Source organism: Blastococcus sp. SYSU DS0533 (genome assembly GCF_054050775.1).
Genome location: NZ_JBJGZZ010000022.1, coordinates 22,379 through 43,843, shown reverse-complemented (window position 1 = coordinate 43,843; position 21,465 = coordinate 22,379). Strand labels below are relative to the sequence as shown.

Below are 21,465 nucleotides of genomic sequence, written 5' to 3'. Positions count from 1 at the left end.
TGAGTCACAGCCTGCCCGGCGAGCGGGCGGTGGACAAGACCCCCGGCGGCCCGCGGCGCGCACAGGACGCATGCTGGGGGCATGACCAGCGACCACGCGGCCGGCCGCGACCAGGCCACCGGCCGGGCGCACGCCGTCCTCCGCAGCACCGCCGACCTGCCGGCGCCCTGGGCCGGCATCTGCGGGGCGTCGGTCGGCGTCGTCCAGGGCGCGTGGGACGGCCCGCGCGGCCGGGGGTCGGCCGACCCCTGCCCCGAGTGCGTCCGGCTCACCTCCGGCTGATGACCGGCCCCTCCCCCCGGTCGGTCGCCGAGGAGTCCGTCCGCCGCTACCTGGCCGGCGACGCCGCGGCGCAGGCGCTGGGCGTCACCGTCAGCCACGTGGCGCCCGGCGTCGTCACCGCGCACCTGAGCATCCGTCCCGAGATGCTCAACGGGCACGGCACCGCCCACGGGGCCGCGCTGTTCGCCGTTGCCGACATCGCCTTCGCGATGGCCTGCAACTCGCACGGCCGACCGGCCGTGGCCCGATCGTGCAGCATCGAGCACCTCGCGCCGGCCCGGGCCGGTGACGCCGTCTCCGCCGCGGCCGTCGAGTGCTCCGTCGCCGGGCGCGGGGGCATCTACGACGTCGCCGTCACGCGCGACACGGACGGGCTGCTGCTCGCGGAGATGCGGGGGCACAGCCCGCTGCTCCCGCCCGGCGCCGACTGAGGCTCAGGGTCCCGGCGCCTGCCGGGTGCGAAGCCCGGCGAACGCCGTGCTGACGACGGCGTCGGCGAGGACGTCGGCGGAGAGGCCGCCGTCGGGCCGGTACCACTCGGTGAGCGAGTTGACGGTGCCGAAGAGCAGGCGGCTGGTGACGGCGGGGTCGACGTCCGGGCGGACGTCACCCTCCCGCTCCGCGGCGCGCACCAGGTCGGTGACGATCCGGTCGAACCGGCGGCGCCGCTCCAGCGCGGCCTGCTCCACGGCCGAGTTCCCGCGCACGCGCAGCAGCAGGGTGACGAACGGCAGCTCGGCGGCGAGCACGCGCACCGAGCCGCGGACGACGTGCTCGAGCCGGTCGATGGCCGGACCCCTGGTGGCCCCCGGCTCCTCGGTGACGGCGAAGAGCGCGTCCAGGGCCCGGTCGAGCGCCAGCCGCAACAGCTCCACCTTGCTCGGCACGTGGTGGTAGATGGCCGACTTGGTCACGCCCAGCCGAGCGGCGAGCTCGTCCATGCTCGTGGCGTCGTAGCCGCGCTCGTTGAACAGCCCGACGGCGGTGCGCAGCAAGGAGTCCAGCGAGTGGCCGGGCCGCCCGCGCCGCCCCGTCGCCGCCCCGGCTGCGGTCACGCCGGGTCACCGCTCGCCGGACGCTCCCGCAGGTCGTGCAGCCGCTTGAGCTTGCCGACCGAGCGGGGCAGCGTCTCGGGGTCGACCACCACGACGTCGATGCTCGTGCCGATGGTGTCCTTGACCGCCTGCGCCACCTCGGCGGCGGCGGGGTCGCGCCGGTCACCCGGGGTGTCCCGGCGGGCCTCGATCCGGCAGGTCAGGTGGTCCAGCCGGCCCCGCGTCGTCAGCTCCAGGGCGAAGTGCGGGGAGAGCCCGGGGGTGCGCAGCACGATCTCCTCGATCTGGGTCGGGAACAGGTTGACCCCGCGCAGGATGATCATGTCGTCGCTGCGGCCGGTGATCTTCTCGATGCGGCGCATGCCGGGCCGGGCGGTGCCAGGCAGCAGCCGCGTGAGATCCCGGGTGCGGTACCGGACGACCGGCATCGCCTCCTTGGTGAGGGAGGTGAGCACCAGCTCGCCCTGCTCCCCTTCCGGCAGCACCTCGCCGGTGAGCGGGTCGACGATCTCGGGCCAGAAGTGGTCCTCCCACACGTGCAGGCCGTCCTTGGTCTCCACGCACTCCTGCGCGACGCCGGGACCCATGACCTCCGACAACCCGTAGATGTCGACGGCGTGGATCCCGAGCCGCTCCTCCATCTCCTGCCGCATCTGCTCGGTCCAGGGCTCGGCGCCGAAGATGCCGATCTCCAGGCCGGTCGAGCGCGGGTCGACGCCCTGGCGCTCGAACTCGTCGACGACGGTGAGCATGTAGGAGGGCGTCACCATGACCACCCGCGGCCGGAAGTCGGTGATGAGCTGCACCTGGCGCGGCGTCATGCCACCGGAGACCGGGACGACGGTGCAGCCGAGCGCCTCGGCGCCGTAGTGGGCCCCCAGCCCACCGGTGAACAGGCCGTAGCCGTAGGCGTTGTGCAGCACGTCGCCCGCGCGACCGCCGGCGGCGCGGATGGAACGGGCCATGAGGGCGGCCCACGTGGCGAGGTCGTGCTCGGTGTAGCCGACGACGGTCGGCTTGCCGGTCGTGCCGGACGAGGCGTGCACCCGGCGGACCTGCTCCCGCGGCACGGCGAACATGCCGAAGGGGTAGTTCCCGCGCAGGTCGTCCTTGCCCGTCATCGGGAACCGCGCCAGGTCGGCGAGCTCGCGGCAGTCGTCGGGGTGCGCACCGGCCGCCTCGAAGGCCCGCCGGTAGTGCGGCACGTGGTCGTAGGCGTGCCGCAGCGACCACCGCAGCCGATCCAGCTGGAGGGCGCGCAGCTCCTCCAGGGGCATCCGCTCCACCGGATCGAGCTGGGCGGGGGGCGGGGCCTCGCCGAGGTGCCGCCGTCCGGTCGTCATCGCCTGCCGTCCTCGCTCCTCGGTCGGTGCCTCGTGCCGGGTCGCTTGTGCGCTTCTGCGACCTGGGTCACACTATTCCTGACCGGACGGTCGGTAAACAGCTCGAGGGAGGACCGATGTCCGCGCCCACGCTGGACCGGCACCCCGCCGGCAGCCCCGACGAGGCGGCCTTGCAGCAGCACTTCGACGCGACGATCGCCGCCGACCGGCGGATCGAGCCGCGGGACTGGATGCCGGAGGGCTACCGGCGGACGCTCGTCCGGCAGATCGCCCAGCACGCGCACTCGGAGATCATCGGCATGCAGCCGGAGGGCGACTGGCTACTCGCCGCGCCGAGCCTGCGGCGCAAGGCGGTTCTCCTGGCCAAGGTGCAGGACGAGGCCGGGCACGGCCTCTACCTGTACTCGGCGGCCGAGACCCTGGGGGCCGACCGCGCCGACCTCACCGACAAGCTGATCGAGGGGCGGCAGAAGTACAGCTCGATCTTCAACTACCCGACGCTGTCCTACGCCGACGTCGGCGTGATCGGCTGGCTGGTCGACGGCGCGGCGATCTGCAACCAGGTGCCGCTGTGCCGCTCTTCCTACGGGCCCTACGCCCGGGCGATGATCCGCGTCTGCAAGGAGGAGTCCTTCCACCAACGGCAGGGCTACGAGCTGCTGATGACGATGATGCGCGGCAGCGACGAGCAGCGCGCGATGGTGCAGGACGCGGTGGACCGCTGGTGGTGGCCCTCGCTGATGATGTTCGGCCCGCCGGACGACGAGAGCCCCAACACGGCGCAGTCGATGGCGTGGGGCATCAAGCGGCACACCAACGACGAGTTGCGGCAGCGCTTCGTCGACATGACCGTGCCCCAGGCCCAGGTCCTCGGCGTGACGCTGCCCGACGAGGACCTCACGTGGGACGAGGCGGCCGGCCACTGGCGCCTCGGCGCGATCGACTGGGCCGAGTTCGCCCGCGTCATCGCCGGCGACGGGCCGATGAACGCGGTGCGCATCGCCCGGCGCCGGGCGGCGCGGGACGACAACGCCTGGGTGGTCGACGCGGCCACCGCCTACGCCCGCAAGCACGAGGGGGCGCCGGCGTGGAGGAGGTGACCGCGGAAGGTGGCCACGGTGCGGTCCCGACCGGGCCGGACGTGCCGGTGCAGCCGCGCCCCCGGGCCGTGCAGCGGGACTGGCCGCTGTACGAGGTGTTCGTCCGCGGCAAGCGGGGGCTCAACCACGTGCACGTCGGCTCGCTGCACGCCCCCGACGACGAGATGGCGGTCGACGCCGCCCGCGACCTCTACACCCGGCGCAACGAGGGCGTGAGCATCTGGGTGGTCAGGTCCGCGGACATCACCGCCTCGAGCCCCGACGAGAAGGGCCCGCTGTTCGCCCCCAGCGGCGACAAGGTCTACCGCCACCCGACGTTCTACGAGATCCCCGCGGACGTCCCCCACATGTGAGCGGCGACAACTGCACACCCGCTCCCATCAGCCGCCCGGTGAGGGCAGGTTCGCAGATGTCACCGCGGAGAAGAGTCACCATGCACCAGGAGACCGTCTACGACGCGTTGACCAACGCGCACGGGGACGCGGGGCACTGGGCGTTCGGCACCGGGTTCGACGACCCGCTGGCCGGCGTCGACACGACCGTGCCCGACGGCATCCACCCGGCCGACCTCGGTGCGTACTGCCTCATGCTCGGCGACGACGCCCTCGTGCTCGCCCAGCGCCTGACGCAGTGGATCACCCGCGCCCCCGAGCTCGAGGAGGAGGTGGCGATCGGCAACATCGCCCTGGACCTGCTCGGCCAGGCCCGGCTGCTGCTGGCCCGCGCCGGTTCCGCCGGCGTGCTCGGTCTCTCCCGCGAGCGGGCCGGGGCCACCATCCCCGACGAGGACGCACTCGCCTACTTCCGCGACGCCGACGAGTTCCGCAGCACCGCACTCGTCGCCGCGCCCGACGCCGACTTCGCCCAGGCCGTCGTCCGGCTGCTGGCCGCCGCCACCGTGCGGCTAGCGGTCTTCACCCGGCTGCGCGCCTCCCGCGACCCGGTGCTCGCCGCGATCGCCGCCAAGGGTGTGCACGAGCTGGCGTACCACCGCGACCACGCGGCGCGCTGGGTGGTGCGCCTGGGCGACGGGACAGAGGAGTCGCACCGGCGCGCCCGGTCCGCCGTCGAAGCGGTGTGGCCGCTGCTCGCCGACCTCTTCACCGCCACCGACGTCGAGATCGGCCTCGCCCGGGCGGGCGTCGCCGTCGACCCGGCCGAGGTCCGCGACGAGGTGCGCGACGCCCTCGGCCAGGTGCTCGAGCGCGCCACGCTGCCCGTCCCCGGCTGGCCCGCCAGCGCGCCACCCCGGGGGCGCCTGGGGCAGCACGGGCCGGAGCTCGCCGAGCTGCTCGGCACGCTGCAGGGGCTGGCCCGGCAGCACCCGGCGGCGACCTGGTGAGCGCCGTGCGCCCCGACCCGCGCTCCGTCGCCGAGCAGGTCACCGACCCGGAGCTGCCCACCCTGACGCTGGCCGACCTCGGCGTGCTGCGCGACGTCCGCGCCGAGGGCGACGGCGCCGTCGTCGTCGAGATCACGCCCACCTACTCCGGCTGCCCCGCGATGGGCGTCATGCGCGCCGACCTCCTGCGCGCGCTGCACGAGGCGGGGTTCGACGACGTCGACGTCCGCACGGTCCTCTCCCCCGCCTGGACCAGCGACTGGATCACCGACGAGGGCCGCACCAAGCTCGCCGCCGCCGGCATCGCGCCGCCCGGCAGCGCACCCGCCCGCGCCGACGGTCCCGTCCCCCTGCAGCTGGGGCCGCCCCGGCGCACCGCGGCCTGCCCGCTGTGCGGTTCCGCCGACACCGAGGAGCTCTCGGAGTTCGGGTCGACAGCGTGCAAAGCGCTCCGCCGCTGCCGCAGCTGCCGCGAGCCGTTCGAGCACGTCAAGGAGATCTAGTGACGCGGCAGGGAGTGAGCATCGCAGCAAGCGCCAGCGAGCGAGGAGCGGAGCGACCGCGGAGCGGCTCCGAAGGCGGAGTGAGCGCACCGACCCGCCGCCGGCTGCGGTTCCACCCGCTCACCGTGGCCCGCGTGGAACGGCTCACCGACGACGCCGTGGCGGTCACCTTCGACGTGCCCCCGGAGCTGGCCGCCGACTACGCCTTCCGGCCCGGGCAGGCCCTCACCCTCCGCCGGGTCGACGGCGAGCGGGACGAGCGCCGCTCGTACTCGATCTGCGCGCCGGCGGGGGCCGCCCCGCGGGTCGGCGTCCGCGAGGTACCGGGCGGGTTCTTCTCGTCCTGGTTGGTGCACGAGGTGCGCCCGGGCGACCGGATCGACGTGCTGCCGCCGTCGGGCACCTTCACCGCGGACCTGTCGGCACCCGGCGACCACGTCTTCGTCGTGGCCGGCTCCGGGATCACCCCGGCGCTGTCGCTGGCCGCCTCGGTCCTGCCGGACGGCGAGTCGACCGTCACGGTGTTCTACGGCAACCGTCGCGCGAACACCGTCATGTTCGCCGACGAGCTCGCCGACCTGAAGGACCGCTACGGCCCACGGCTGCAACTGGTCCACGTGCTGTCCCGCGAGCCCCGGGACGCCGAGCTGACCAGCGGCCGGCTCGACGGCGCGCGGCTGCGCGCGCTGGTCGGCAACCTCGTCGACGCGTCGCACGTCGACCACTGGTGGCTGTGCGGCCCGCACGGGATGGTGACCGACGCGCGGGCGCTGCTCGCCGAGCTGGGAGTCCCGCCGGAGCGAGTGCACCAGGAGCTGTTCTACGTCGACGACGTCCCGCCGGAGCCGGTCCGCGGTGACGAGGAGACCGTCGACGGGCCCAGCGCCCAGGTGACCGTCGTCCTCGACGGCCGCTCCACCACGCTGGCCCTCCCCCGTGGCGAGGCCGTGCTCGACTCCGCCCAGCGGGTGCGGTCGGACCTGCCGTTCGCCTGCAAGGGCGGCGTCTGCGGCACCTGCCGGGCGCGAATGACCGCCGGCGCCGTCGAGATGCGGCGCAACTACGCCCTCGAGCCCGCCGAGGTCGAGGCAGGTTACGTGCTCACCTGCCAGTCGCTGCCGGTCTCCGACGAGCTCACGGTCGACTTCGACGCCTGATCGGGCGGGAAGTCCTCGCTGCTGTCATGGCGCGTCCGGGTCGTTGTCGTCTGTTTGTTGGGGATAACGGTCGTACCGCTGGGCGGGCGTCGCAGAGGCGCCGCGACGGCTCTCGACCGGCAGTCGCTGGCAGCGCATCCCGCCGCGGTGCGCGTACTGTCGCGCCCAGCGGGGATGTCCAGGTGCATCGACACTGCGTCCAGCAACGGCGTACCCGCGACGCGGGCCCGAGACCGGGTCCCGCTGCCGAGGTCACACGCCCCCGGTGTCATGACCGGAGGCCCTGCCGTGGACGGCACGCACACCCCCCAGCCCGCCACCGATGCGCTCGAGCAGCTCGGTCGGCTCTCCCTGCGCGAGCTGTCGATGGACACGTTGCTGCAGACGGTGGCCGACCTGGCCAGGTCGGTCATGCCGGGCAACCCCGACGCCTCGGTGCTGCTCCTGGTCAGGGACCGCCCCACCACGGTCGTGTCCACGGGGCAGCTCGCCGTCGACCTCGACGAGACCCAGTACCAGCGTGGCCACGGCCCGTGCCTGCACGCGGCCCGGACCGGTCAGCTGACCGAGATCCCCGACACGCGCACCGACACCCGCTGGCCGGACTACACGCGCCGCGCGGCCGAGCACGGCAACCTGAGCTCCCTGTCCATCCCCCTCCTCATCGACAGCGACGCGCAGGTGACCGGGGCGCTCAACATCTACGCCCGCAGCACGCACGCCTTCGACGAGGCCAGCCGATCGGCCGCCACCCGCTTCGGCCCGTACGCGGCGGTCGCCGCCGGCAACCTGCACGCCTACCAGCACGCCCGCGACATGGCCGACAACCTCCAGGCCGCGCTGGAGTCCCGGGCGGTCATCGACCAGGCCAAGGGCGTGCTCATGGAACGGCACAAGCTGACCGCCGACCAGGCATTCCAGCTCCTGGCTCGCGCCTCCATGCACAGCAACCGGAAGGTTCGCGACATCGCCGACCACCTGGTGCTCACCGGTGTGCTCCCGGGTGTTCCCGCGGGCGACAGCCGCCGTCGTCGCTGACCGGGACGCACTCCTCTCCGGGCGGAGGTCCGCAGCACAGCCGCTCGACCGCTCTCGCGCGCACCATCAACCGCAGCAACGGTCACACCCCACGACCCTGAGGTACGGGCCCCCTTCCGATCCGCGCGCCAGCGGAGTCCCGGGTGCAGCCACCCGCCGTTCGGCGCGAGAGGAACAGCATGACCGCAACCGCACCCCAGCTCGCCTGCTCCTTGACCGTCGTCGCCCGAGGGCTCGGCGGGCTGGAGCCCATCCCCCTGTGGTGGGCATACCTCGCGTGCGGCGGTAACCGTTCCCGCACCGACCTGGCCGACTACCTCGGCGGGAGCACCCGCTGGCCGGACCACGAGCACAACGCGCTGTCCCAGGCGTTGAACGAGGCCCTGTGGGACATCGGCAGCCCGAGCCTCGCCCCGATCCGGGACGGTGGGGGCGATCCCCGCTGAGGGGTGAGCACCGGGGTCATCTGCCGAGGGCGCCGGTCCGCGTCAACTGCTCCGCGACGTCGGCCAGCTTGCGGTTGGTGCCCTGGCTGGCTCGCACCAGCAGGGCGAACGCCACCTCCGGTGTGACCTTGTAGCGCTCCATCAGGATGCCCTTGGCCTGGCCGATGACGTCGCGGCTGGCCAGCGCTGCGGTGATGTGGTTGAGGTCCTGCGCATCGGCGAGGGCGATGGCGGCATGGCTGGCGAAGAGCAGCCCGATCCGCTCGGACTCGTCGGTGAACGCCCCGGGCCGGCGGGCCATCAGGTTCAGCGCACCCAGATCGTTGTCGCGCACGAACAGCTGGAAGCACAGCATGCTCGCGACCCCGAGCTCCGCCGGGCCACGGCGGGCGAGCTCCGGCCAGCGGGGGTCGGTAGCCAGGTGGTCGACGCGCACGGTGACCTGCTCGTACACGGCGTCCAGGCAGGGGCCCTGGCCGAGCTCCCGCTGCAGGGCGTCGAACCGCCGCGCCCGCTCGCCGGTGGCCGCGGCCGACTCCACCCGCCGGCGTCCCTGGACCAGGCTGAGGGTGGCCTCCTCGGCTCCCGGGACCGTGCCCACGACGGCCGAGACGATGTGCTCCACGACCGCCGCCGCGTCGGTCTGGTGCTGCATCTCGCGCGCCAGGTCCGACAGCCGCTGGGAGAGGTCGTCGCGGACGGCGTCGCCGGTCGCGTGTGCCGAGGGCCGTCCCCGGCGGTCGGCGGGTGGGGCCCCGGCACGAGTCACCGGCCGTTCGTCACCGGAGGGTCCAGGCGTGCCAGGAGTCGTGCGGCCCACCCCCGCACTCTGGCAGGGCCGGGAGGCCGGCGGAACGGCCCCCGCCGGCCTGCCCGATCGGTCTACCCGGTGGTGAGCGGGGCGCCCCCGTGAGTGGCCTACCGACCAGCTACCCGGTCGGCGATCACCTACCGCCGGTCCGCGGTGGTCCGCCGACGTCCACCTGCCCGGCTCTGCGGCACACGGACCACCACCTGGAGCCCGGCCGAACCGGCCCGGGCGGGCGATCCAGGTGGTGGTCGGCACCGCGCAGGCCTGCGCGCGATCCCTCCACACCCAGACCGCGCAGCACCTTGCTGCGGGTGCCCGAGGAGTCGGAGAGGTGCAGCCGCCGCCCATCCACGCCCCCGCCGAAGAGGACCTCGAAGGCCCCACTGCGCTGCAGGTTCCGCAGTTCGAAGCGCATCGAGTCCCGGACGACGGGAGGTAGCAACTGCGCTTCCGTCAACGTCCCTCCCCTGACCCCTCGTCAGCGATTGCCGTGATCTCAACCACGGGGAGATCGATTCAGGGCCGGGCCGGGACGAACGCACCGACGGCGGCACCGGCTCCGCCGACTGCGCACCACGGGGAGGAGGCGCGGCCCGACCGCCCCATGACGTACGGCGAGGCCCACACCGCTCCCAGCGGACGAGGGAGGACCGGCTGGGCGCCGACCGACGCAGCCGGCAGACCATCACGGGACCGCAGATCCTCCTCGACGACTTCGTCGCCGATCACGACCGGCAAGCCGCATCGGGCCCGTGCGCCGCCCGCCACCGGGCCCACCCGACCACCCGGTCCCAGCGAACTGACGAACGCCCGGACCCACCGGTCGTGGGTCCGGGCGTTCCGGTGTCCTGCTACATCACACTGTCGGGCTGACAGGATTTGAACCTGCGACCCCTTGACCCCCAGTCAAGTGCGCTACCAAGCTGCGCTACAGCCCGCGAGCCGGACGACGCCCGGGGCTCCCCGGGCCACGAACGACCGCCCGAGAAGGTTACCGCACGGCCCTCCACCGCCTCGACGGTGGTCAGCCGCGCTTCCCGTCCTTGTCCCGCCCCTCGCGGACCTTCACCGAGATCTCGATGGGCGTGCCGTGGAAGCCGAACTGCTCGCGCAGCTTGCGCTCCAGGAAGCGCCGGTAGCCGGCCTCCAGGAAGCCCGTGGAGAAGACGACGAACCGCGGCGGCCGGACGTCAGCCTGCGTGACGTACTTGATCTTCGGTGCCCGGCCACCCCGGGCGGGGGGCGGCGTCTCCTGCACGAGGGAGCGCACGAAGGTGTTGAGCTCCGCCGTGGGGACGCGGGTCTCCCAGGAGGCCAGCGCCGACCGGAGGTGGTCGGCGAGCTTGCTCACGCCGCGGCCGGTGGCCGCGGAGATGTTCACCCGCGAGGCCCACTTCACCCGGGCCAGTTCCCGCTCGATCTCGCGTTCGAGCTGGTAGTGGCGGTCTTCGTCGAGGGTGTCCCACTTGTTGATGGCGATGACCAGCGCCCGGCCGGCCTCGACGACCTGGCTGATCACCCGCTGGTCCTGCTCGCTGATCACCTCGTCGGCGGCGAGGAGCACGACCGCGACCTCGGCAGCCTGGATGGCGGCCTCGGTGCGCAGGCTGGCGTAGTACTCCATCCCGCTGGCGGTGTTCACCTTCCGGCGGAGCCCCGCGGTGTCGACGAACCGCCACTCCTCACCGCCCAGGGTGACGATGGAGTCCACCGGGTCGACGGTCGTACCGGCGACCGAGTCGACCACCGAGCGTTCCTCCTTGGCCAACCGGTTGATCAGGCTCGACTTGCCCACGTTGGGCCGGCCGACCAGGGCCACCCGGCGGGGACCGCCCTCCTCCTCCTGCTCGCGCGGCGCCTCGGGCATCGCGTCGAGGACGAGGTCGAGCAGGTCGCCGCTGGCCCGGCCGTGCAGCGCGCTGACCGCGTGCGGCTCACCCATGCCGAGGCTCCACAGCTCGGCGGCGTTGGCCTCGCTGCGCTCGTCGTCGACCTTGTTCGCCACCAGGATCACCGGCCGGTCGCTGCGCCGGAGCACCCGTGCGGCCGCCAGGTCGGTCTCGGTGGCGCCCACCTGGCTGTCGACGACGAAGACGATGACGTCGGCGGTCTTCATGGCGTACTCGGCCTGCCGGGTGATGGAGGCGCCCAAGCCGGCCGCCTTCGGGTCCCAGCCGCCGGTGTCGACGACGGTGAACCGCTTGCCGTTCCACAGCGCCTCGTAGGCGATGCGGTCGCGGGTCACGCCCGGGGTGTCCTGCACGACGGCCGCCCGGCGGCCGAGGAAGCGGTTGACCAGCGTGGACTTGCCCACGTTGGGCCGGCCGACGATGGCGACGACGGGCAGCGGCCCGCCCTGCGGCTCGGTCACGTCCGGTCCCCCGCGGGCACAGCGGTCTCCGCCAGCAGCACGATGCGGTCGACCACCTGGGCCTGGGAGAGGTCGCTGCTGTCGACGACGACGGCGTCGGCCGCCGGGCGCAGCGGGCTGTCGGCCCGGCTGCTGTCGTACTCGTCGCGGCGGCGGAGGTCGGCGGCGAGGGCGGCGATCTCCGCGGCATCGGTGACGCCGAGCTGGCCGGCCCGGCGCTGGGCCCGCACCTCGGGGGCCGCGGTCAGGTAGACCTTCAGCGTCGCGTCGGGCAGCACGACCGTGCCGATGTCGCGGCCCTCGACCACGACCGCCTCCGCACCGGCCACCAGGGCCCGCTGCTGGGCGACCAGTTGCCGGCGGACGGCCGGGACGGCGGAGACCGCCGAGACCGCACGGGTGACCTCGGCGCCGCGGATGCGGGCGGCGACGTCGGCGCCACCGACCTCGACCCGCTCGCTGCCGGCCTCGGTGCCCACGACGATCCGCGCTTCGGCGACGGTGCGGGCCACTGCCTCGGCGTCGGCGGGGTCCACGCCGGCGTCCAGGACGGCGACCGTGGCCGCGCGGTACATCGCCCCCGTGTCGAGGTAGGCCGCGCCGAGCCGGGCGGCGACGCCGCGGGCGACGCTGGACTTGCCGGTCCCCGACGGGCCGTCGAGGGTCACCGACCCGCGGAAGGGGCTCTGGGGGGTGCTCATGTGCTCCTGCTCGTTCGTCGTTCTCGGGTCACTGCGCGATGTCGCGCCGGAGCGCCACGGCGCCGCGCAGGTAGACGTGCTGGATCTCCGCGCGCGACCGGGGCGTCTCGACGTGGGCCATGAGGCGCAGCACCCGCGGCAGCGCGTGGGGCACGCCGATCTCGGTCGCGCACATCAGCGGCACCCCGCCCATGCCCAGCTCGCGGGCGGCCAGGGCCGGGAACTCCGAGACCAGGTCGGGGGTGGCGGTGAACAGGATGCTGATGACGTCGTCGTGCTCGAGCCCGTTGCGCTCGAGCACGGCGCTCACCAGCTCGCGGGTCGCCTCGAGCACCTGCTGCCGGTCGTCGGCGTCGACCTGCGTCGCACCGCGGATGGCTCGGACGGCCATGCACACTCCTCGTTCGCGCGGCCCCGTCGGCCCGGGGACCACCCGAGTCTAGGGAGCGCGCCGCCGTCCCTCTCCCCCGCGCGCACTGCTCCCCTCCCCGCGCGTGCGCGGTGCCCGGTCCGGCGGCCCGTGTCCGCGCCACCGGACCGGGCTCTCAGCCGCCCAGCCGCGCGCCGCTCCGGCCGTCGACGAGGTGCACGTGCCCGGCGGGCGCACGTGCACCGGCTCGCCCTCCCGCGGCGGCGTGCGACCGTCGACCCGCGCGGTGACCAGGTGCTCCTCGCCCACGGCAGCTGACCGCCGGTCCGGTCAGCGCGCGCCCCGCAATCGGGCGCGCGCCGACCGGACCAGGGCATCGGCCACCCGGTCCAGCGGCGCGGAGTCCAGCCGCCACTGCTGCCAGTGGAGGTGCACGTCGACGGCGCCGGCCGGGTCGAACGGCCGGACGGCTCCGCTGCCCCCCGTCCCGGCCCCGAGCTGGAGCTCCGGCAGCATGCCCCAGCCGAGGCCCAGGGCCACCGCGGTGAGGAAGTCCGCCGAGGAGGGCACGTGGTGGACCGGCACGTCCGCCGTCGAGGGCAGGTGGCGGCGCAGGTAGGCGTGCTGCAGGTCGTCGCTCCGGTCGAAGACGACCACCGGCGCCCGCGCCAGGGCCGCGGCGTCCGGCCCATCGGGCAGCCAGCGGTCGAGGAAGCCCGGCGCCGCGCACGGCAGGTACCGCATCGTGCCCAGCGGCGTCACCCGGCAGCCGGCCACCGGCTCGGCGTCGGAGGTGACCGCACCCATCACGGTGCCGTCGCGCAGCAGCGCGCTGGTGCGCGTCTGATCGGTGCTGTGCAGGTCCAGGAGCAGCTCGCCGGCCAGCGGGGCCAGCGCCGGCAGCGCCCAGGTGGCCATGGAGTCGGCGTTGAGCGCGAGCGGGACCACGGGCGGCCCGGCCTGCTCCGGGTCCAGGGTCCGGCCGGTGTCGGCGATCAGCAGGCCGACCTGGCGCGCCAGCCGCAGCACCGGTTCCCCGGCGACCGTCACCGTGGCGGGCCTTCCGCGCCGCACGAGCACCCGGCCGGTGGACTCCTCCAGCGCGCGCAGCCGCTGGGAGACCGCCGACGGGGTCACGTGCAGCCGCCGGGCCGCCGCCTCGAGAGTGCCCTCATCGACCACTGCGACCAGAGTGCGCAGCTGCGCCAGGTCCACGTCCACGGACAGCGATGCTAATGGCGCATGAGAAACATGAGCTCGACTGGAGCCGATGCCCTGCCTAGCGTGGCTCCACGTGACGACGGGACTGCTGGCCGCGGTGGCCGGGCTGGGGTTGGGCCTCTCCCTGATCGTGGCCATCGGCGCGCAGAACGCCTTCGTGCTGCGGCAGGGGCTGCGCGTCGAGCACGTCCCGGCGGTCGTCGCGGTCTGCGCGGTGTCCGACGCCGTGCTCATCGTCGCCGGGGTCGCCGGCAACTCCTGGCTGAGCGCGCGCCTCCCCGACGCGATCACCGTCGTCCGGCTGGCCGGCGCCGCCTTCCTGCTGGGCTACGCCGTGCTGGCCGCCCGCCGCGCGCTGCGCCCGTCCTCGATCGCCGTCGACACCGGCGGCCGGGGCTCCGGCCTGGCCGCCACCGTCGTCACCTGCCTGGCGCTCACCTGGCTCAACCCGCACGTGTACCTGGACACCGTCCTGCTGCTGGGATCGGTCGCCGACAGCCACGGGGACCGGCGCTGGTGGTTCGCCGGGGGCGCCGTGGTCGGCAGCCTCGTGTGGTTCGGCGCGCTCGGGTACGGGGCGCGGTTGCTCCGGCCGCTCTTCGCCCGTCCGGCGGCCTGGCGGGTCCTGGACGCCGGCATCGCCGTCGTGATGGCCGCCCTCGGCCTGGGGCTGCTCTCCTCGGCGCTCTGAGCCGCCGCGGGCGGTCAGAGCCCGACGAGCTCCTCCAGCGCGCCGATCTCCTGGCGGGACAGCTTCCGGATCGAGCCGCTGCGCATGCGCTGCAGCTGCACGGGGCCGACGGCGGTGCGGGTCAGCCGCGAGACCGGCAGCCCGACGTGGGCGAGCAGGCGGCGGACGATGTGCTTGCGCCCCTCGTGCAGCACCACCTCCACCACGGACTGGCCGGCGTGGGTGTCGACGACCGAGAAGGAGTCGACCTTCACCGGGCCGTCCTCGAGCTCCACCCCGGAGCGCAGCCGGCGGTGCAGATCGCGCGGCACCGAACCCGAGACCTGCGCCAGGTAGGTCTTGCGCACGCCGTAGGAGGGGTGCGCGAGCCGGTGGGCCAGCTCGCCGTCGTTGGTGACCAGCAGCAGGCCCTCGGTGTCCTGGTCGAGGCGGCCGACGTGCACCAGGCCCGGGGCCAGGTCGCCCACCATGTCGCCGATGGTCGGGCGGTTGCGGTCGTCGCTCATCGCGGTGATGACCCCGGCGGGCTTGTTGATCGCGTAGGTGACGCGGTCGTCGCGGATCTCGAGCCGTGCGCCGTCCACCGCGATCTTGTCCTGCAGCGGGTCGACCCGCATGCCCTGCACCCGGACCTGCCTGCCGTTCACGCTGATCCGGCCGGCGTCGATCATCTCCTCGACCACCCGGCGCGACGCGACGCCGGCCCGGGCCAGGACCTTCTGCAGCCGTTCCCCCTGCCGCTCGTCGCCGGCGTCGGCCGCCGGCCGGTCACCGGGGTGCGCCGGGGCCAGCTCCATGTCCTCCGACCAGCCCTCGCCGGCCGCGGTGGTGCTCTCGTCGTTCGGGGTCGGCGTGTTCATCGCCGACCAGTGTCCCACCCACCGGGTCGGGCCCTCCTCCCCCTTCAGGTGACCCCGCGGCCGCGATCGCCTCCGGGGGCACCCGTTGCCGCAGGATGACGCCATGCGGCGCACCCGGAGGACCGGTCTGGGGCTCGCGGCGGTCGCCGCGGCCCTGTGGGGCTTCTTCGTCGTCGCCCTCCTGACCGGCGACCCGGCCGACGGCGCCAACATCGGCGCGGGGCTCGCCGCGCTGCTCGCCCTCGGGCTGTCGGTGGCTTCGCTGGTCGTCCTGCTGGTCTCGCTGCGCTCCGCCGACCCGGCCGCCGGTCCCCGGGGTCGCGACGCGCTCGTCGGCGCGCCCCTCGCCGTGGTCTCCCTCGCGCTCTTCGCCGTGGTGTGGGTGACCAGCGCCGTCGTCGCGGACGACGGGGCGGGCGGCGCGGTCCTCGCCGCCCTGGGCGCGGGCATCGTCACGTTCCTGGCCGCGTCGGCCTGCTTCCTCCCGCCGCGCCGCCGCTGACCCGTCAGGCCTCCCGGAGGGCCGCTCAGGCGTCGGGGTGCTCCTCGAGGAAGGTGGCCGTCTCCGGCAGGAGCGGCGCGAGCTCGGGCAGCTCGGCGAGGCTGGTGAGCCCGAGCCGCTCCAGGAACAGCGGCGTGGTGGCGTAGAGCCCGCCGCCGCTGTCGGGGTCGCTGCCCACCTCGCGCACCAGGCCGCGCCCGATCAGCGTCCGCATGACGCCGTCGACCCCGACGCCGCGGATCGCCGACACCCGGGCCCGCGTGACCGGCTGCCGGTAGGCGATGACGGCCAGGGTCTCCAACGCCGCCTGGGTGAGCCGGCTGCGCTGCCCCTCGCCGAGGTACCGCTCGACGACGCCGGCGTGCTCCTCGCGGGTGTAGAGGCGCCACCCCTCCCCCACGCGGCGCAGCGTGATGCCCGCCGAGCGCTCGTCGTACCCCGCGGCCAGCTCCGCCAGCCCCTGCCGCACCTGCTCGGGCGGGCACCGCAGGGCGGCGGCGAGCGTCTCCTCGTCCACCGGGTCGTCGACCACGAACAGCAGGGCCTCCAGGCCGCCGCGCAGCTCCTCGGGGTCCAGCAGCACCGCGGGCTCCGGCCCGCGCTCCGGTTGCGGTTCGGCAGCCGGATCGGGCACGGGTGCGACGACGGCGGCGACGTCCTCGAGGGGCACCGCCGGCACCGGCCGCTCCTCGACGGGCCGCTCCGCGACGCGCGCGGCCAGTTCGGCCGCCACGGCGTCCCAGGCCGCGGGGTCGGCGTCCCCCCGCTCGGCCGCCTGCTCGCGGGTGGCGGCCAGCTCGGCGGCCAGCGCCTCCCAGGAGATGGGGGTGGGATCCTGGCCGGCACGGTCGTCGGTCACCGGTACTCCTCGTCGGCGTCGGGGGCCGGGGCGCCGGCCGGGTCGGGGACGGACTCGCCGGTCCACCGCACGTGCAGCTCGCCCAGCGGCGTCAGCTGCTCGAAGACCACCCGCTGCTGGCGGTACAGCTCGAGCAGCGCGAGGAACCGGGCCACCACCTCCAGGGTGTGGCCGCAGTCGGTGGTGAGTGCCCGGAAGCTCGCCGTCCCCGACCGCAGCAGGTGGTTGCGCACCAGGAGCAGCTGCTCGGAGACGCTCACCGGGGGCGCGTGCAGATGCGCGACGCTGACCGTCTCAGGGGCCTTCGGCGCGAGCGCACGGGCAGCGAGGGCGGCGAACTGCTGCGGCGTGACGCCCAGCAGCACCTCGGGGACGAGCTCGGCGAACCGCGGCTCCAGCGCCGCCTCGCGTGCGAAGCGGCGGACGGCGCCGGACTCGCGCTCGCGCAGGAACGCCGCGGCCTGCTTGTACGCCTTGTACTGCAGCAGCCGGGCGAAGAGCAGGTCGCGCGCCTCGAGCAGCTCCAGGTCGTCCTCGTCGTCGACCTCCGCCGCCGGCAGCAGGCGGGCCGCCTTGAGGTCCAGCAGCGTGGAGGCGACGACGAGGAACTCGCTGGCCTGGTCGAGGTCGAGCTCGTCACCGAGCGCGCGCAGGTGGGCGATGAACTCGTCGGTGACCTGGGACAGCGCGATCTCGGTGACGTCGAGCTTGTGCTTGCCGATCAGCTGCAGGAGCAGGTCGAACGGGCCCTCGAAGTTGGTCAGCCGGACGGTGAAACGGGCGGGAGCGGTTCCCCCGGCCGAGTCGGCCGGGGGAACCGCTCCGCTGCTCCCGGTCACGAGCACCCACCGTAGGCGGCCCTCCTGCAGCGGCCCGCCGCGAGCCTGCGAGTGGCGGGAGGCAGGAGGGTCCTTACGCCTTGAGCCGGCGGACGAGGATCGCGTCCTCGCCGCGCTCGGTCAGGTCGGCGAGCAGCACCGACACCGCCTCGCGGACGATGCGCCCCCGGTCGGCGGCCAGCCCGTGGTGCGCCCGCAGCGTGAGCCGCGCCGACTCGAGGGCGAGCAGCTCGTCGGCGGAGATGTAGACCGTGATCTTCTCGTCGTGCTTGGTCCGCTCGGTGCGGCGGGCCGGCTTGCCACGGGTGGCCACCCGTGGCTGCAGCACCGGGGCCTGAGCCGGCTCGGCCGGGGCCGCCCGGAAGGCGGCGAGGTCGTCGTCGGCCGGCTGGGCACCACCTGGCACGAGCGTGAGCGACGCGGCCGCCTCGGCGGCGGACTCACCCACCCGTCGGGCGGCGCTGCGCAGCGCGGGCGAGCTCGCCGGCGTGGGCAGGCTGGGCAGCTCGGTGACCTCGGGCACCGAGGCGGTGTCGGTGCGGCGGAACAGCTCCGAGGCACCCGGGAGCACGGGCCGGCGCGTCACAGCGCGAGCACCTCCTTGGCGAGGTCGCGGTACGCCGAGGCGCCCGACGACGTGGGCGCCCACGTGGTGATCGGCTGCCCGGCGACCGTGGTCTCCGGGAACCGCACGGTGCGCTGGATGACGGTCTGGAACACGGTGTCGCCGAACGCCTCGACGACGCGGCTGAACACCTCCCGGCAGTGCACCGTCCGGGAGTCGTACATGGTGGCGAGGATGCCGTTGATCTCCAGCGACGGGTTGAGCCGCTCCTTGACCTTGTCGATCGTGTCGACCAGCAGGGCCACTCCGCGCAGCGAGAAGAACTCGCACTCCAGCGGGATCACCACGCCCTGGGCGGCGGTGAGCGCGTTCACCGTCAGCAGGCCGAGGGAGGGCTGGCAGTCGATGAGGATGTAGTCGTAATCCTCGACGACGTCGGCCAGCACGCGCAGCAGCGTCTGCTCCCGCGCGACCTCGCTGACCAGTTGCACCTCGGCCGCGGAGAGGTCGATGTTGCTCGGGACCAGGTCCAGGCCCGGGATGTCGGTGTGCACCCGCACGTCGCGCAGGCTGGTCCGCCGCTCCATGAGGGCGTTGTAGATCGTCCGGTCCAGGTTCTGGGCCGGGACGCCCAGGCCCACCGACAGCGCGCCCTGCGGATCCAGGTCGATCAGCAGCACCTTGCGCCCGAACTCCACCAGCGCAGCGCCCAGGTTGATCGTCGACGTCGTCTTACCGACGCCGCCCTTCTGGTTGCACATCGCGATGACGCGGGCCGGGCCGTGCTGCGTCAGCGGCTTCGGGTCCGGCAGCGGGCGCTGGCGCGCGCGGGCCGGGTCCAGCCGCAGCGCGGCCGCCCCCATCTCGGGGTCGGTGTCGTGCGGGCGCGCGACGGCAGAGGCCGCGTCCGCTCGGATCGCCATGGGTTGTCGCCTCCAGCTCGGTGCCCGTCCGGACGTTCCGGGTGCGGCCAGCCGTCCTGTCCGCTCGGGTGGAGAGGACGCTAGGGAGATGGAGCGAGGTTCCCAACGCGGCGCGCCGTCGACGTGTCGACATGGCGACGAATGCCAACCAGTGTGACTGGTCAAGCCGAGTTCGTGACAAGATCTGTCAGATCGGTGACGCGCCGGATGTCAGGTCAGCGCACGGGGGTGGCTGGTCGCGTAGACCTCGCGCAGCCGGTCGACGGTCACCAGCGTGTAGACCTGGGTGGTCGTGACCGAGGCGTGGCCCAGCAGTTCCTGCACCACCCGCACGTCGGCGCCGCCGTCGAGCAGGTGGGTCGCGAAGCAGTGCCGCAGGGTGTGCGGCGAGATCTCGGTGCCGTGCAGACCGTGCGCCAGCCCGGCGCGCTCGGCCGCCGTCCGGAGGATCGACCAGGCGCTCTGCCGGGACAGCGGGCCGCCGCGCACGTTGAGGAACAGCGCGCCGCCCCGCACCCCCGAGTGGCCGTTCGCGGCCAGCGCCGGCCGGGCCCGCACCAGGTACTCCTCGACGGCCCGGAGCGCGTAGCTGCCGACCGGGACGACGCGCTCCTTGCCACCCTTGCCCGCGAGCCGCACGGTGCGCTGCCCGCGGTCGAGGTCGTCGACGGCCAGCCCGACCGCCTCGGAGATCCGCGCGCCGGTGCCGTACAGCACCTCCAGCAGCGCGCGATCGCGCAGCCCGCGCGGCCCCTCCAGCGAGCCCGCCGCCTCGATCAGCGCGACGACCGACTCCACCGGCACCGCCTTCGGCAGGCGGCGGGCCGGGGTGGGCGGCCGTACCTCGTGGGCGACGTCGTCGGGGACGAGCCCATCGAGGAGCGCGAACCGGTGCAGCCCCCGCACCGCCACCACCGCGCGGGCCGCCGAGGTGGCCGACAGCGGCGGGTGGTCGTCGTCCCCCCGGCGCAGCGCGGCGAGGAAGCCCGCGACGTCGGACTCCGCCACCTCCCCGAGGCCGCGGACCCCCGCCCCCGCCAGGTACTCGGTGTAGCGGCGCAGGTCGCGGCGGTAGGAGGCGATGGTGTTGGCCGCGAGCCCCCGCTCCACGGTGAGGTGGTCGAGGTAGCCGGTGACGACCCGGTCGACGTCGGGGCCGGCGGACAGCGTGCTGGTCAGCGGAGCACCTCCTGGAGCGGGACGGCGGCCATGCCGTGGGCCTCGGCGACCTCGGGCAGCACCACGCTGCCCGACACGACGTTGACCCCGTGGGCGAGCGCGGGGTCGCGGTGGACGGCGGCGGCCGTGCCCTCGGCGGCCAATGCCATGACGTAGGGCAGCGTGACGTTGGTGAGCGCGTGGGTCGAGGTGTTGGGCACCGCGCCCGGCATGTTGGCCACGCAGTAGAAGACCGAGTCGTGCACCCGGAAGGTCGGGTCGTCGTGCGTGGTGGGCCGGGTGTCCTCGAAGCAGCCACCCTGGTCGACGGCGATGTCCACGAGCACCGAGCCCGCCTTCATCCGCGCCACCAGCTCGTTGCTGACCAGCACGGGTGCCTTGGCCCCGGCCACCAGCACGGCGCCGATCACGAGGTCGGCGTCCAGCACGGCGCGCTCCACCTCGTAGGCGTTGGAGGCGACGGTCTGCAGGTGCCCCTGGTAGATCCGGTCGGCGGCCCGCAGCTTGTCGATGTCGCGGTCCATGACGACGACCTCCGCCTGCATGCCCAGAGCGATCGCCGCCGCGTTCATGCCCGAGACCCCGGCGCCGATCACCACGACCTTCGCGGCGTAGACCCCGGACACCCCGCCGAGCAGCACGCCGCGCCCGCCGTGCGCCCGCTCCAGGCAGTGCGCGCCCACCTGCGGCGCCATCCGCCCGGCCACCTCGGACATGGGGGCCAGCAGGGGCAGCGTGCCATCGGCCTTCTGGACGGTCTCGTAGGCGATGGCCGTCGTCCCCGAGGCGACGAGCGCGTCGGTGCACTCCTTCGACGCAGCCAGGTGCAGGTAGGTGAACAGCGTCTGGCCGGCGCGCAGGCGGCCGTACTCCTCGGCGATCGGCTCCTTGACCTTGAGCAGCAGGTCGGCATCGGTCCACACGTCGTCGGCCTCGGCGACGATGCGGGCACCGGCCGCGGTGAAGTCGGCGTCGGGGATGGAGGAACCTTCCCCCGCACCCTGCTCCACCAGCACCTCGTGCCCGGCGCGCGTCAGCTCCGTCACGCCCGCCGGCGTGAGCGCCACCCGGTACTCCCGGTTCTTGACCTCTCGGGGAACTCCGACCCGCATCGCTGGCTCTCCTGGTCCCGGCAGGCCGCTCCCGAGGGTGACGGGCCAGCCCACCACGTCGTGGGCCGCCCGGTCGGGGCGGGCCTCGCCGCGGAGTGTAGGCACGCCGGCCGGTTCCGTCCCGGGCCGGAAGCCGTTTCGTGACCGTGCATCGCCGCCGTCGCGGCCGGCGCCGGGCTGCCGCGACCGGCAGGC

The 21,465-nt window shown here is 74.4% G+C and carries 25 protein-coding genes and 1 tRNA gene; 11 read left to right on the top strand and 15 right to left on the bottom strand.

Translation table 11 applies throughout. From position 1 onward, the window contains the following. The first annotated feature begins 81 nt into the window (after window positions 1-81). Complete coding sequence (locus ACI79W_RS18970) at window positions 82-282, top strand: hypothetical protein (protein ID WP_456563643.1); 201 nt, start codon at window positions 82-84, stop codon at window positions 280-282. Beyond that, window positions 282-713 carry a hydroxyphenylacetyl-CoA thioesterase PaaI gene (paaI, locus tag ACI79W_RS18965; protein ID WP_456563642.1) on the top strand — a complete coding sequence of 144 codons (432 nt, stop codon included), beginning with the start codon at window positions 282-284 and terminating at the stop codon, window positions 711-713. Before ACI79W_RS18970 ends, paaI begins: the two co-directional genes overlap by 1 nt. Before the next feature lie 3 nt (window positions 714-716). On the opposite strand, the gene ACI79W_RS18960 is transcribed toward paaI, so the two are convergent. Together ACI79W_RS18960 and paaK are read right to left on the bottom strand one after the other, a co-directional pair. Next, complete coding sequence (locus ACI79W_RS18960) at window positions 717-1,337, bottom strand: TetR/AcrR family transcriptional regulator (RefSeq protein ID WP_456563641.1); 621 nt, start codon at window positions 1,335-1,337, stop codon at window positions 717-719. Next, window positions 1,334-2,680 carry a phenylacetate--CoA ligase PaaK gene (gene paaK / locus ACI79W_RS18955; protein ID WP_456563640.1) on the bottom strand — a complete coding sequence of 449 codons (1,347 nt, stop codon included), beginning with the start codon at window positions 2,678-2,680 and terminating at the stop codon, window positions 1,334-1,336. The genes ACI79W_RS18960 and paaK overlap by 4 nt, the downstream gene beginning before the upstream one ends. Before the next feature lie 116 nt (window positions 2,681-2,796). On the opposite strand from paaK, the gene paaA reads away from it, so the two are divergent. From paaA to ACI79W_RS18920, 7 genes are all read left to right on the top strand, one after another. Beyond that, window positions 2,797-3,780, top strand: coding sequence for a 1,2-phenylacetyl-CoA epoxidase subunit PaaA (gene paaA / locus ACI79W_RS18950; protein WP_456563639.1), 984 nt, complete (start codon window positions 2,797-2,799; stop codon window positions 3,778-3,780). Next, window positions 3,777-4,133, top strand: coding sequence for a 1,2-phenylacetyl-CoA epoxidase subunit PaaB (paaB, locus tag ACI79W_RS18945; protein WP_456563638.1), 357 nt, complete (start codon window positions 3,777-3,779; stop codon window positions 4,131-4,133). Before paaA ends, paaB begins: the two co-directional genes overlap by 4 nt. An 80-nt stretch (window positions 4,134-4,213) precedes the next feature. Beyond that, complete coding sequence (gene paaC / locus ACI79W_RS18940; RefSeq protein WP_456563637.1) at window positions 4,214-5,122, top strand: 1,2-phenylacetyl-CoA epoxidase subunit PaaC; 909 nt, start codon at window positions 4,214-4,216, stop codon at window positions 5,120-5,122. Next, on the top strand, window positions 5,119-5,625 hold the full coding sequence (paaD, locus tag ACI79W_RS18935) for a 1,2-phenylacetyl-CoA epoxidase subunit PaaD (RefSeq protein ID WP_456563636.1): 507 nt from the start codon (window positions 5,119-5,121) through the stop codon (window positions 5,623-5,625). The genes paaC and paaD overlap by 4 nt, the downstream gene beginning before the upstream one ends. 80 nt (window positions 5,626-5,705) lie before the next feature. Next, window positions 5,706-6,782 (top strand): 1,2-phenylacetyl-CoA epoxidase subunit PaaE, encoded by a 1,077-nt coding sequence (gene paaE / locus ACI79W_RS18930; RefSeq protein ID WP_456563635.1) that lies wholly within the window; start codon window positions 5,706-5,708, stop codon window positions 6,780-6,782. A 288-nt stretch (window positions 6,783-7,070) separates the two neighbouring features. Beyond that, window positions 7,071-7,820 (top strand): ANTAR domain-containing protein, encoded by a 750-nt coding sequence (locus ACI79W_RS18925; protein WP_456563634.1) that lies wholly within the window; start codon window positions 7,071-7,073, stop codon window positions 7,818-7,820. Between the two features lie 179 nt (window positions 7,821-7,999). Next, window positions 8,000-8,266: a hypothetical protein gene (locus ACI79W_RS18920; RefSeq protein ID WP_456563633.1), complete on the top strand. Its 267-nt coding sequence runs from the start codon at window positions 8,000-8,002 to the stop codon at window positions 8,264-8,266. A 16-nt stretch (window positions 8,267-8,282) separates the two neighbouring features. Here ACI79W_RS18920 and ACI79W_RS18915 read toward each other — a convergent pair whose 3' ends face one another. From ACI79W_RS18915 to ACI79W_RS18890, 6 genes are all read right to left on the bottom strand, one after another. Beyond that, the gene (locus ACI79W_RS18915) at window positions 8,283-9,035 is read right to left on the bottom strand and encodes a GAF and ANTAR domain-containing protein (protein ID WP_456563632.1); all 753 of its coding nucleotides are present in this window, start codon (window positions 9,033-9,035) and stop codon (window positions 8,283-8,285) included. Between the two features lie 906 nt (window positions 9,036-9,941). Beyond that, a tRNA-Pro gene (locus ACI79W_RS18910) sits at window positions 9,942-10,015 on the bottom strand. A gap of 86 nt (window positions 10,016-10,101) precedes the next feature. Then, complete coding sequence (gene der / locus ACI79W_RS18905; RefSeq protein WP_456563631.1) at window positions 10,102-11,448, bottom strand: ribosome biogenesis GTPase Der; 1,347 nt, start codon at window positions 11,446-11,448, stop codon at window positions 10,102-10,104. Then, window positions 11,445-12,149 (bottom strand): (d)CMP kinase, encoded by a 705-nt coding sequence (cmk, locus tag ACI79W_RS18900; protein ID WP_456563630.1) that lies wholly within the window; start codon window positions 12,147-12,149, stop codon window positions 11,445-11,447. The genes der and cmk overlap by 4 nt, the downstream gene beginning before the upstream one ends. A gap of 28 nt (window positions 12,150-12,177) precedes the next feature. Next, the gene (gene aroH, locus ACI79W_RS18895) at window positions 12,178-12,540 is read right to left on the bottom strand and encodes a chorismate mutase (RefSeq protein WP_456563629.1); all 363 of its coding nucleotides are present in this window, start codon (window positions 12,538-12,540) and stop codon (window positions 12,178-12,180) included. Between the two features lie 309 nt (window positions 12,541-12,849). Continuing rightward, a complete protein-coding gene (locus ACI79W_RS18890; protein WP_456563628.1) occupies window positions 12,850-13,740 on the bottom strand; it encodes a LysR family transcriptional regulator ArgP in 891 nt (296 codons plus the stop codon). Between the two features lie 73 nt (window positions 13,741-13,813). Here ACI79W_RS18890 and ACI79W_RS18885 point away from each other — a divergent pair, with 73 nt between their 5' ends. Then, complete coding sequence (locus ACI79W_RS18885; RefSeq protein ID WP_456563627.1) at window positions 13,814-14,431, top strand: LysE/ArgO family amino acid transporter; 618 nt, start codon at window positions 13,814-13,816, stop codon at window positions 14,429-14,431. A 14-nt stretch (window positions 14,432-14,445) separates the two neighbouring features. Here the strand turns inward: ACI79W_RS18885 and ACI79W_RS18880 are convergent, their stop codons facing one another. Continuing rightward, a complete protein-coding gene (locus tag ACI79W_RS18880; protein WP_456563626.1) occupies window positions 14,446-15,291 on the bottom strand; it encodes a pseudouridine synthase in 846 nt (281 codons plus the stop codon). A gap of 103 nt (window positions 15,292-15,394) precedes the next feature. Between ACI79W_RS18880 and ACI79W_RS18875 the strand changes: the two genes are divergently transcribed. After that, window positions 15,395-15,793, top strand: a complete 399-nt coding sequence (locus tag ACI79W_RS18875; RefSeq protein WP_456563625.1) for a hypothetical protein — start codon at window positions 15,395-15,397, stop codon at window positions 15,791-15,793. Window positions 15,794-15,818: 25 nt separating this feature from the next. On the opposite strand, the gene scpB is transcribed toward ACI79W_RS18875, so the two are convergent. The 6 genes from scpB to ald all read right to left on the bottom strand — a co-directional run bounded on the left by scpB (window position 15,819) and on the right by ald (window position 21,270). Next, window positions 15,819-16,652, bottom strand: coding sequence for an SMC-Scp complex subunit ScpB (gene scpB, locus ACI79W_RS18870; protein ID WP_456563624.1), 834 nt, complete (start codon window positions 16,650-16,652; stop codon window positions 15,819-15,821). Continuing rightward, the gene (locus tag ACI79W_RS18865; protein WP_456563623.1) at window positions 16,649-17,491 is read right to left on the bottom strand and encodes a segregation and condensation protein A; all 843 of its coding nucleotides are present in this window, start codon (window positions 17,489-17,491) and stop codon (window positions 16,649-16,651) included. Before ACI79W_RS18865 ends, scpB begins: the two co-directional genes overlap by 4 nt. A gap of 73 nt (window positions 17,492-17,564) precedes the next feature. Continuing rightward, complete coding sequence (locus ACI79W_RS18860; protein WP_456563622.1) at window positions 17,565-18,077, bottom strand: hypothetical protein; 513 nt, start codon at window positions 18,075-18,077, stop codon at window positions 17,565-17,567. Beyond that, on the bottom strand, window positions 18,074-18,979 hold the full coding sequence (locus tag ACI79W_RS18855) for a ParA family protein (RefSeq protein WP_456563621.1): 906 nt from the start codon (window positions 18,977-18,979) through the stop codon (window positions 18,074-18,076). The genes ACI79W_RS18860 and ACI79W_RS18855 overlap by 4 nt, the downstream gene beginning before the upstream one ends. A gap of 210 nt (window positions 18,980-19,189) precedes the next feature. After that, a complete protein-coding gene (locus tag ACI79W_RS18850) occupies window positions 19,190-20,146 on the bottom strand; it encodes a site-specific tyrosine recombinase XerD (RefSeq protein WP_456563651.1) in 957 nt (318 codons plus the stop codon). An 8-nt stretch (window positions 20,147-20,154) separates the two neighbouring features. Then, window positions 20,155-21,270 carry an alanine dehydrogenase gene (gene ald / locus ACI79W_RS18845; RefSeq protein WP_456563620.1) on the bottom strand — a complete coding sequence of 372 codons (1,116 nt, stop codon included), beginning with the start codon at window positions 21,268-21,270 and terminating at the stop codon, window positions 20,155-20,157. Window positions 21,271-21,465 lie beyond the last annotated feature (195 nt).

Bases quoted from the DNA above. Each gene is read 5' to 3' on its own strand.
- ACI79W_RS18970 (WP_456563643.1), top strand. From the start codon at position 82: ATGACCAGCGACCACGCGGCCGGCCGCGACCAGGCCACCGGCCGGGCG.
- paaI (WP_456563642.1), top strand. From the start codon at position 282: ATGACCGGCCCCTCCCCCCGGTCGGTCGCCGAGGAGTCCGTCCGCCGC.
- paaK (WP_456563640.1), bottom strand. From the start codon at position 2,680: ATGACGACCGGACGGCGGCACCTCGGCGAGGCCCCGCCCCCCGCCCAG.
- paaA (WP_456563639.1), top strand. From the start codon at position 2,797: ATGTCCGCGCCCACGCTGGACCGGCACCCCGCCGGCAGCCCCGACGAG.
- paaC (WP_456563637.1), top strand. From the start codon at position 4,214: ATGCACCAGGAGACCGTCTACGACGCGTTGACCAACGCGCACGGGGAC.
- ACI79W_RS18920 (WP_456563633.1), top strand. From the start codon at position 8,000: ATGACCGCAACCGCACCCCAGCTCGCCTGCTCCTTGACCGTCGTCGCC.
- cmk (WP_456563630.1), bottom strand. From the start codon at position 12,149: ATGAGCACCCCCCAGAGCCCCTTCCGCGGGTCGGTGACCCTCGACGGC.
- aroH (WP_456563629.1), bottom strand. From the start codon at position 12,540: ATGGCCGTCCGAGCCATCCGCGGTGCGACGCAGGTCGACGCCGACGAC.
- ACI79W_RS18880 (WP_456563626.1), bottom strand. From the start codon at position 15,291: ATGAACACGCCGACCCCGAACGACGAGAGCACCACCGCGGCCGGCGAG.
- ACI79W_RS18875 (WP_456563625.1), top strand. From the start codon at position 15,395: ATGCGGCGCACCCGGAGGACCGGTCTGGGGCTCGCGGCGGTCGCCGCG.
- ACI79W_RS18855 (WP_456563621.1), bottom strand. From the start codon at position 18,979: ATGGCGATCCGAGCGGACGCGGCCTCTGCCGTCGCGCGCCCGCACGAC.
- ald (WP_456563620.1), bottom strand. From the start codon at position 21,270: ATGCGGGTCGGAGTTCCCCGAGAGGTCAAGAACCGGGAGTACCGGGTG.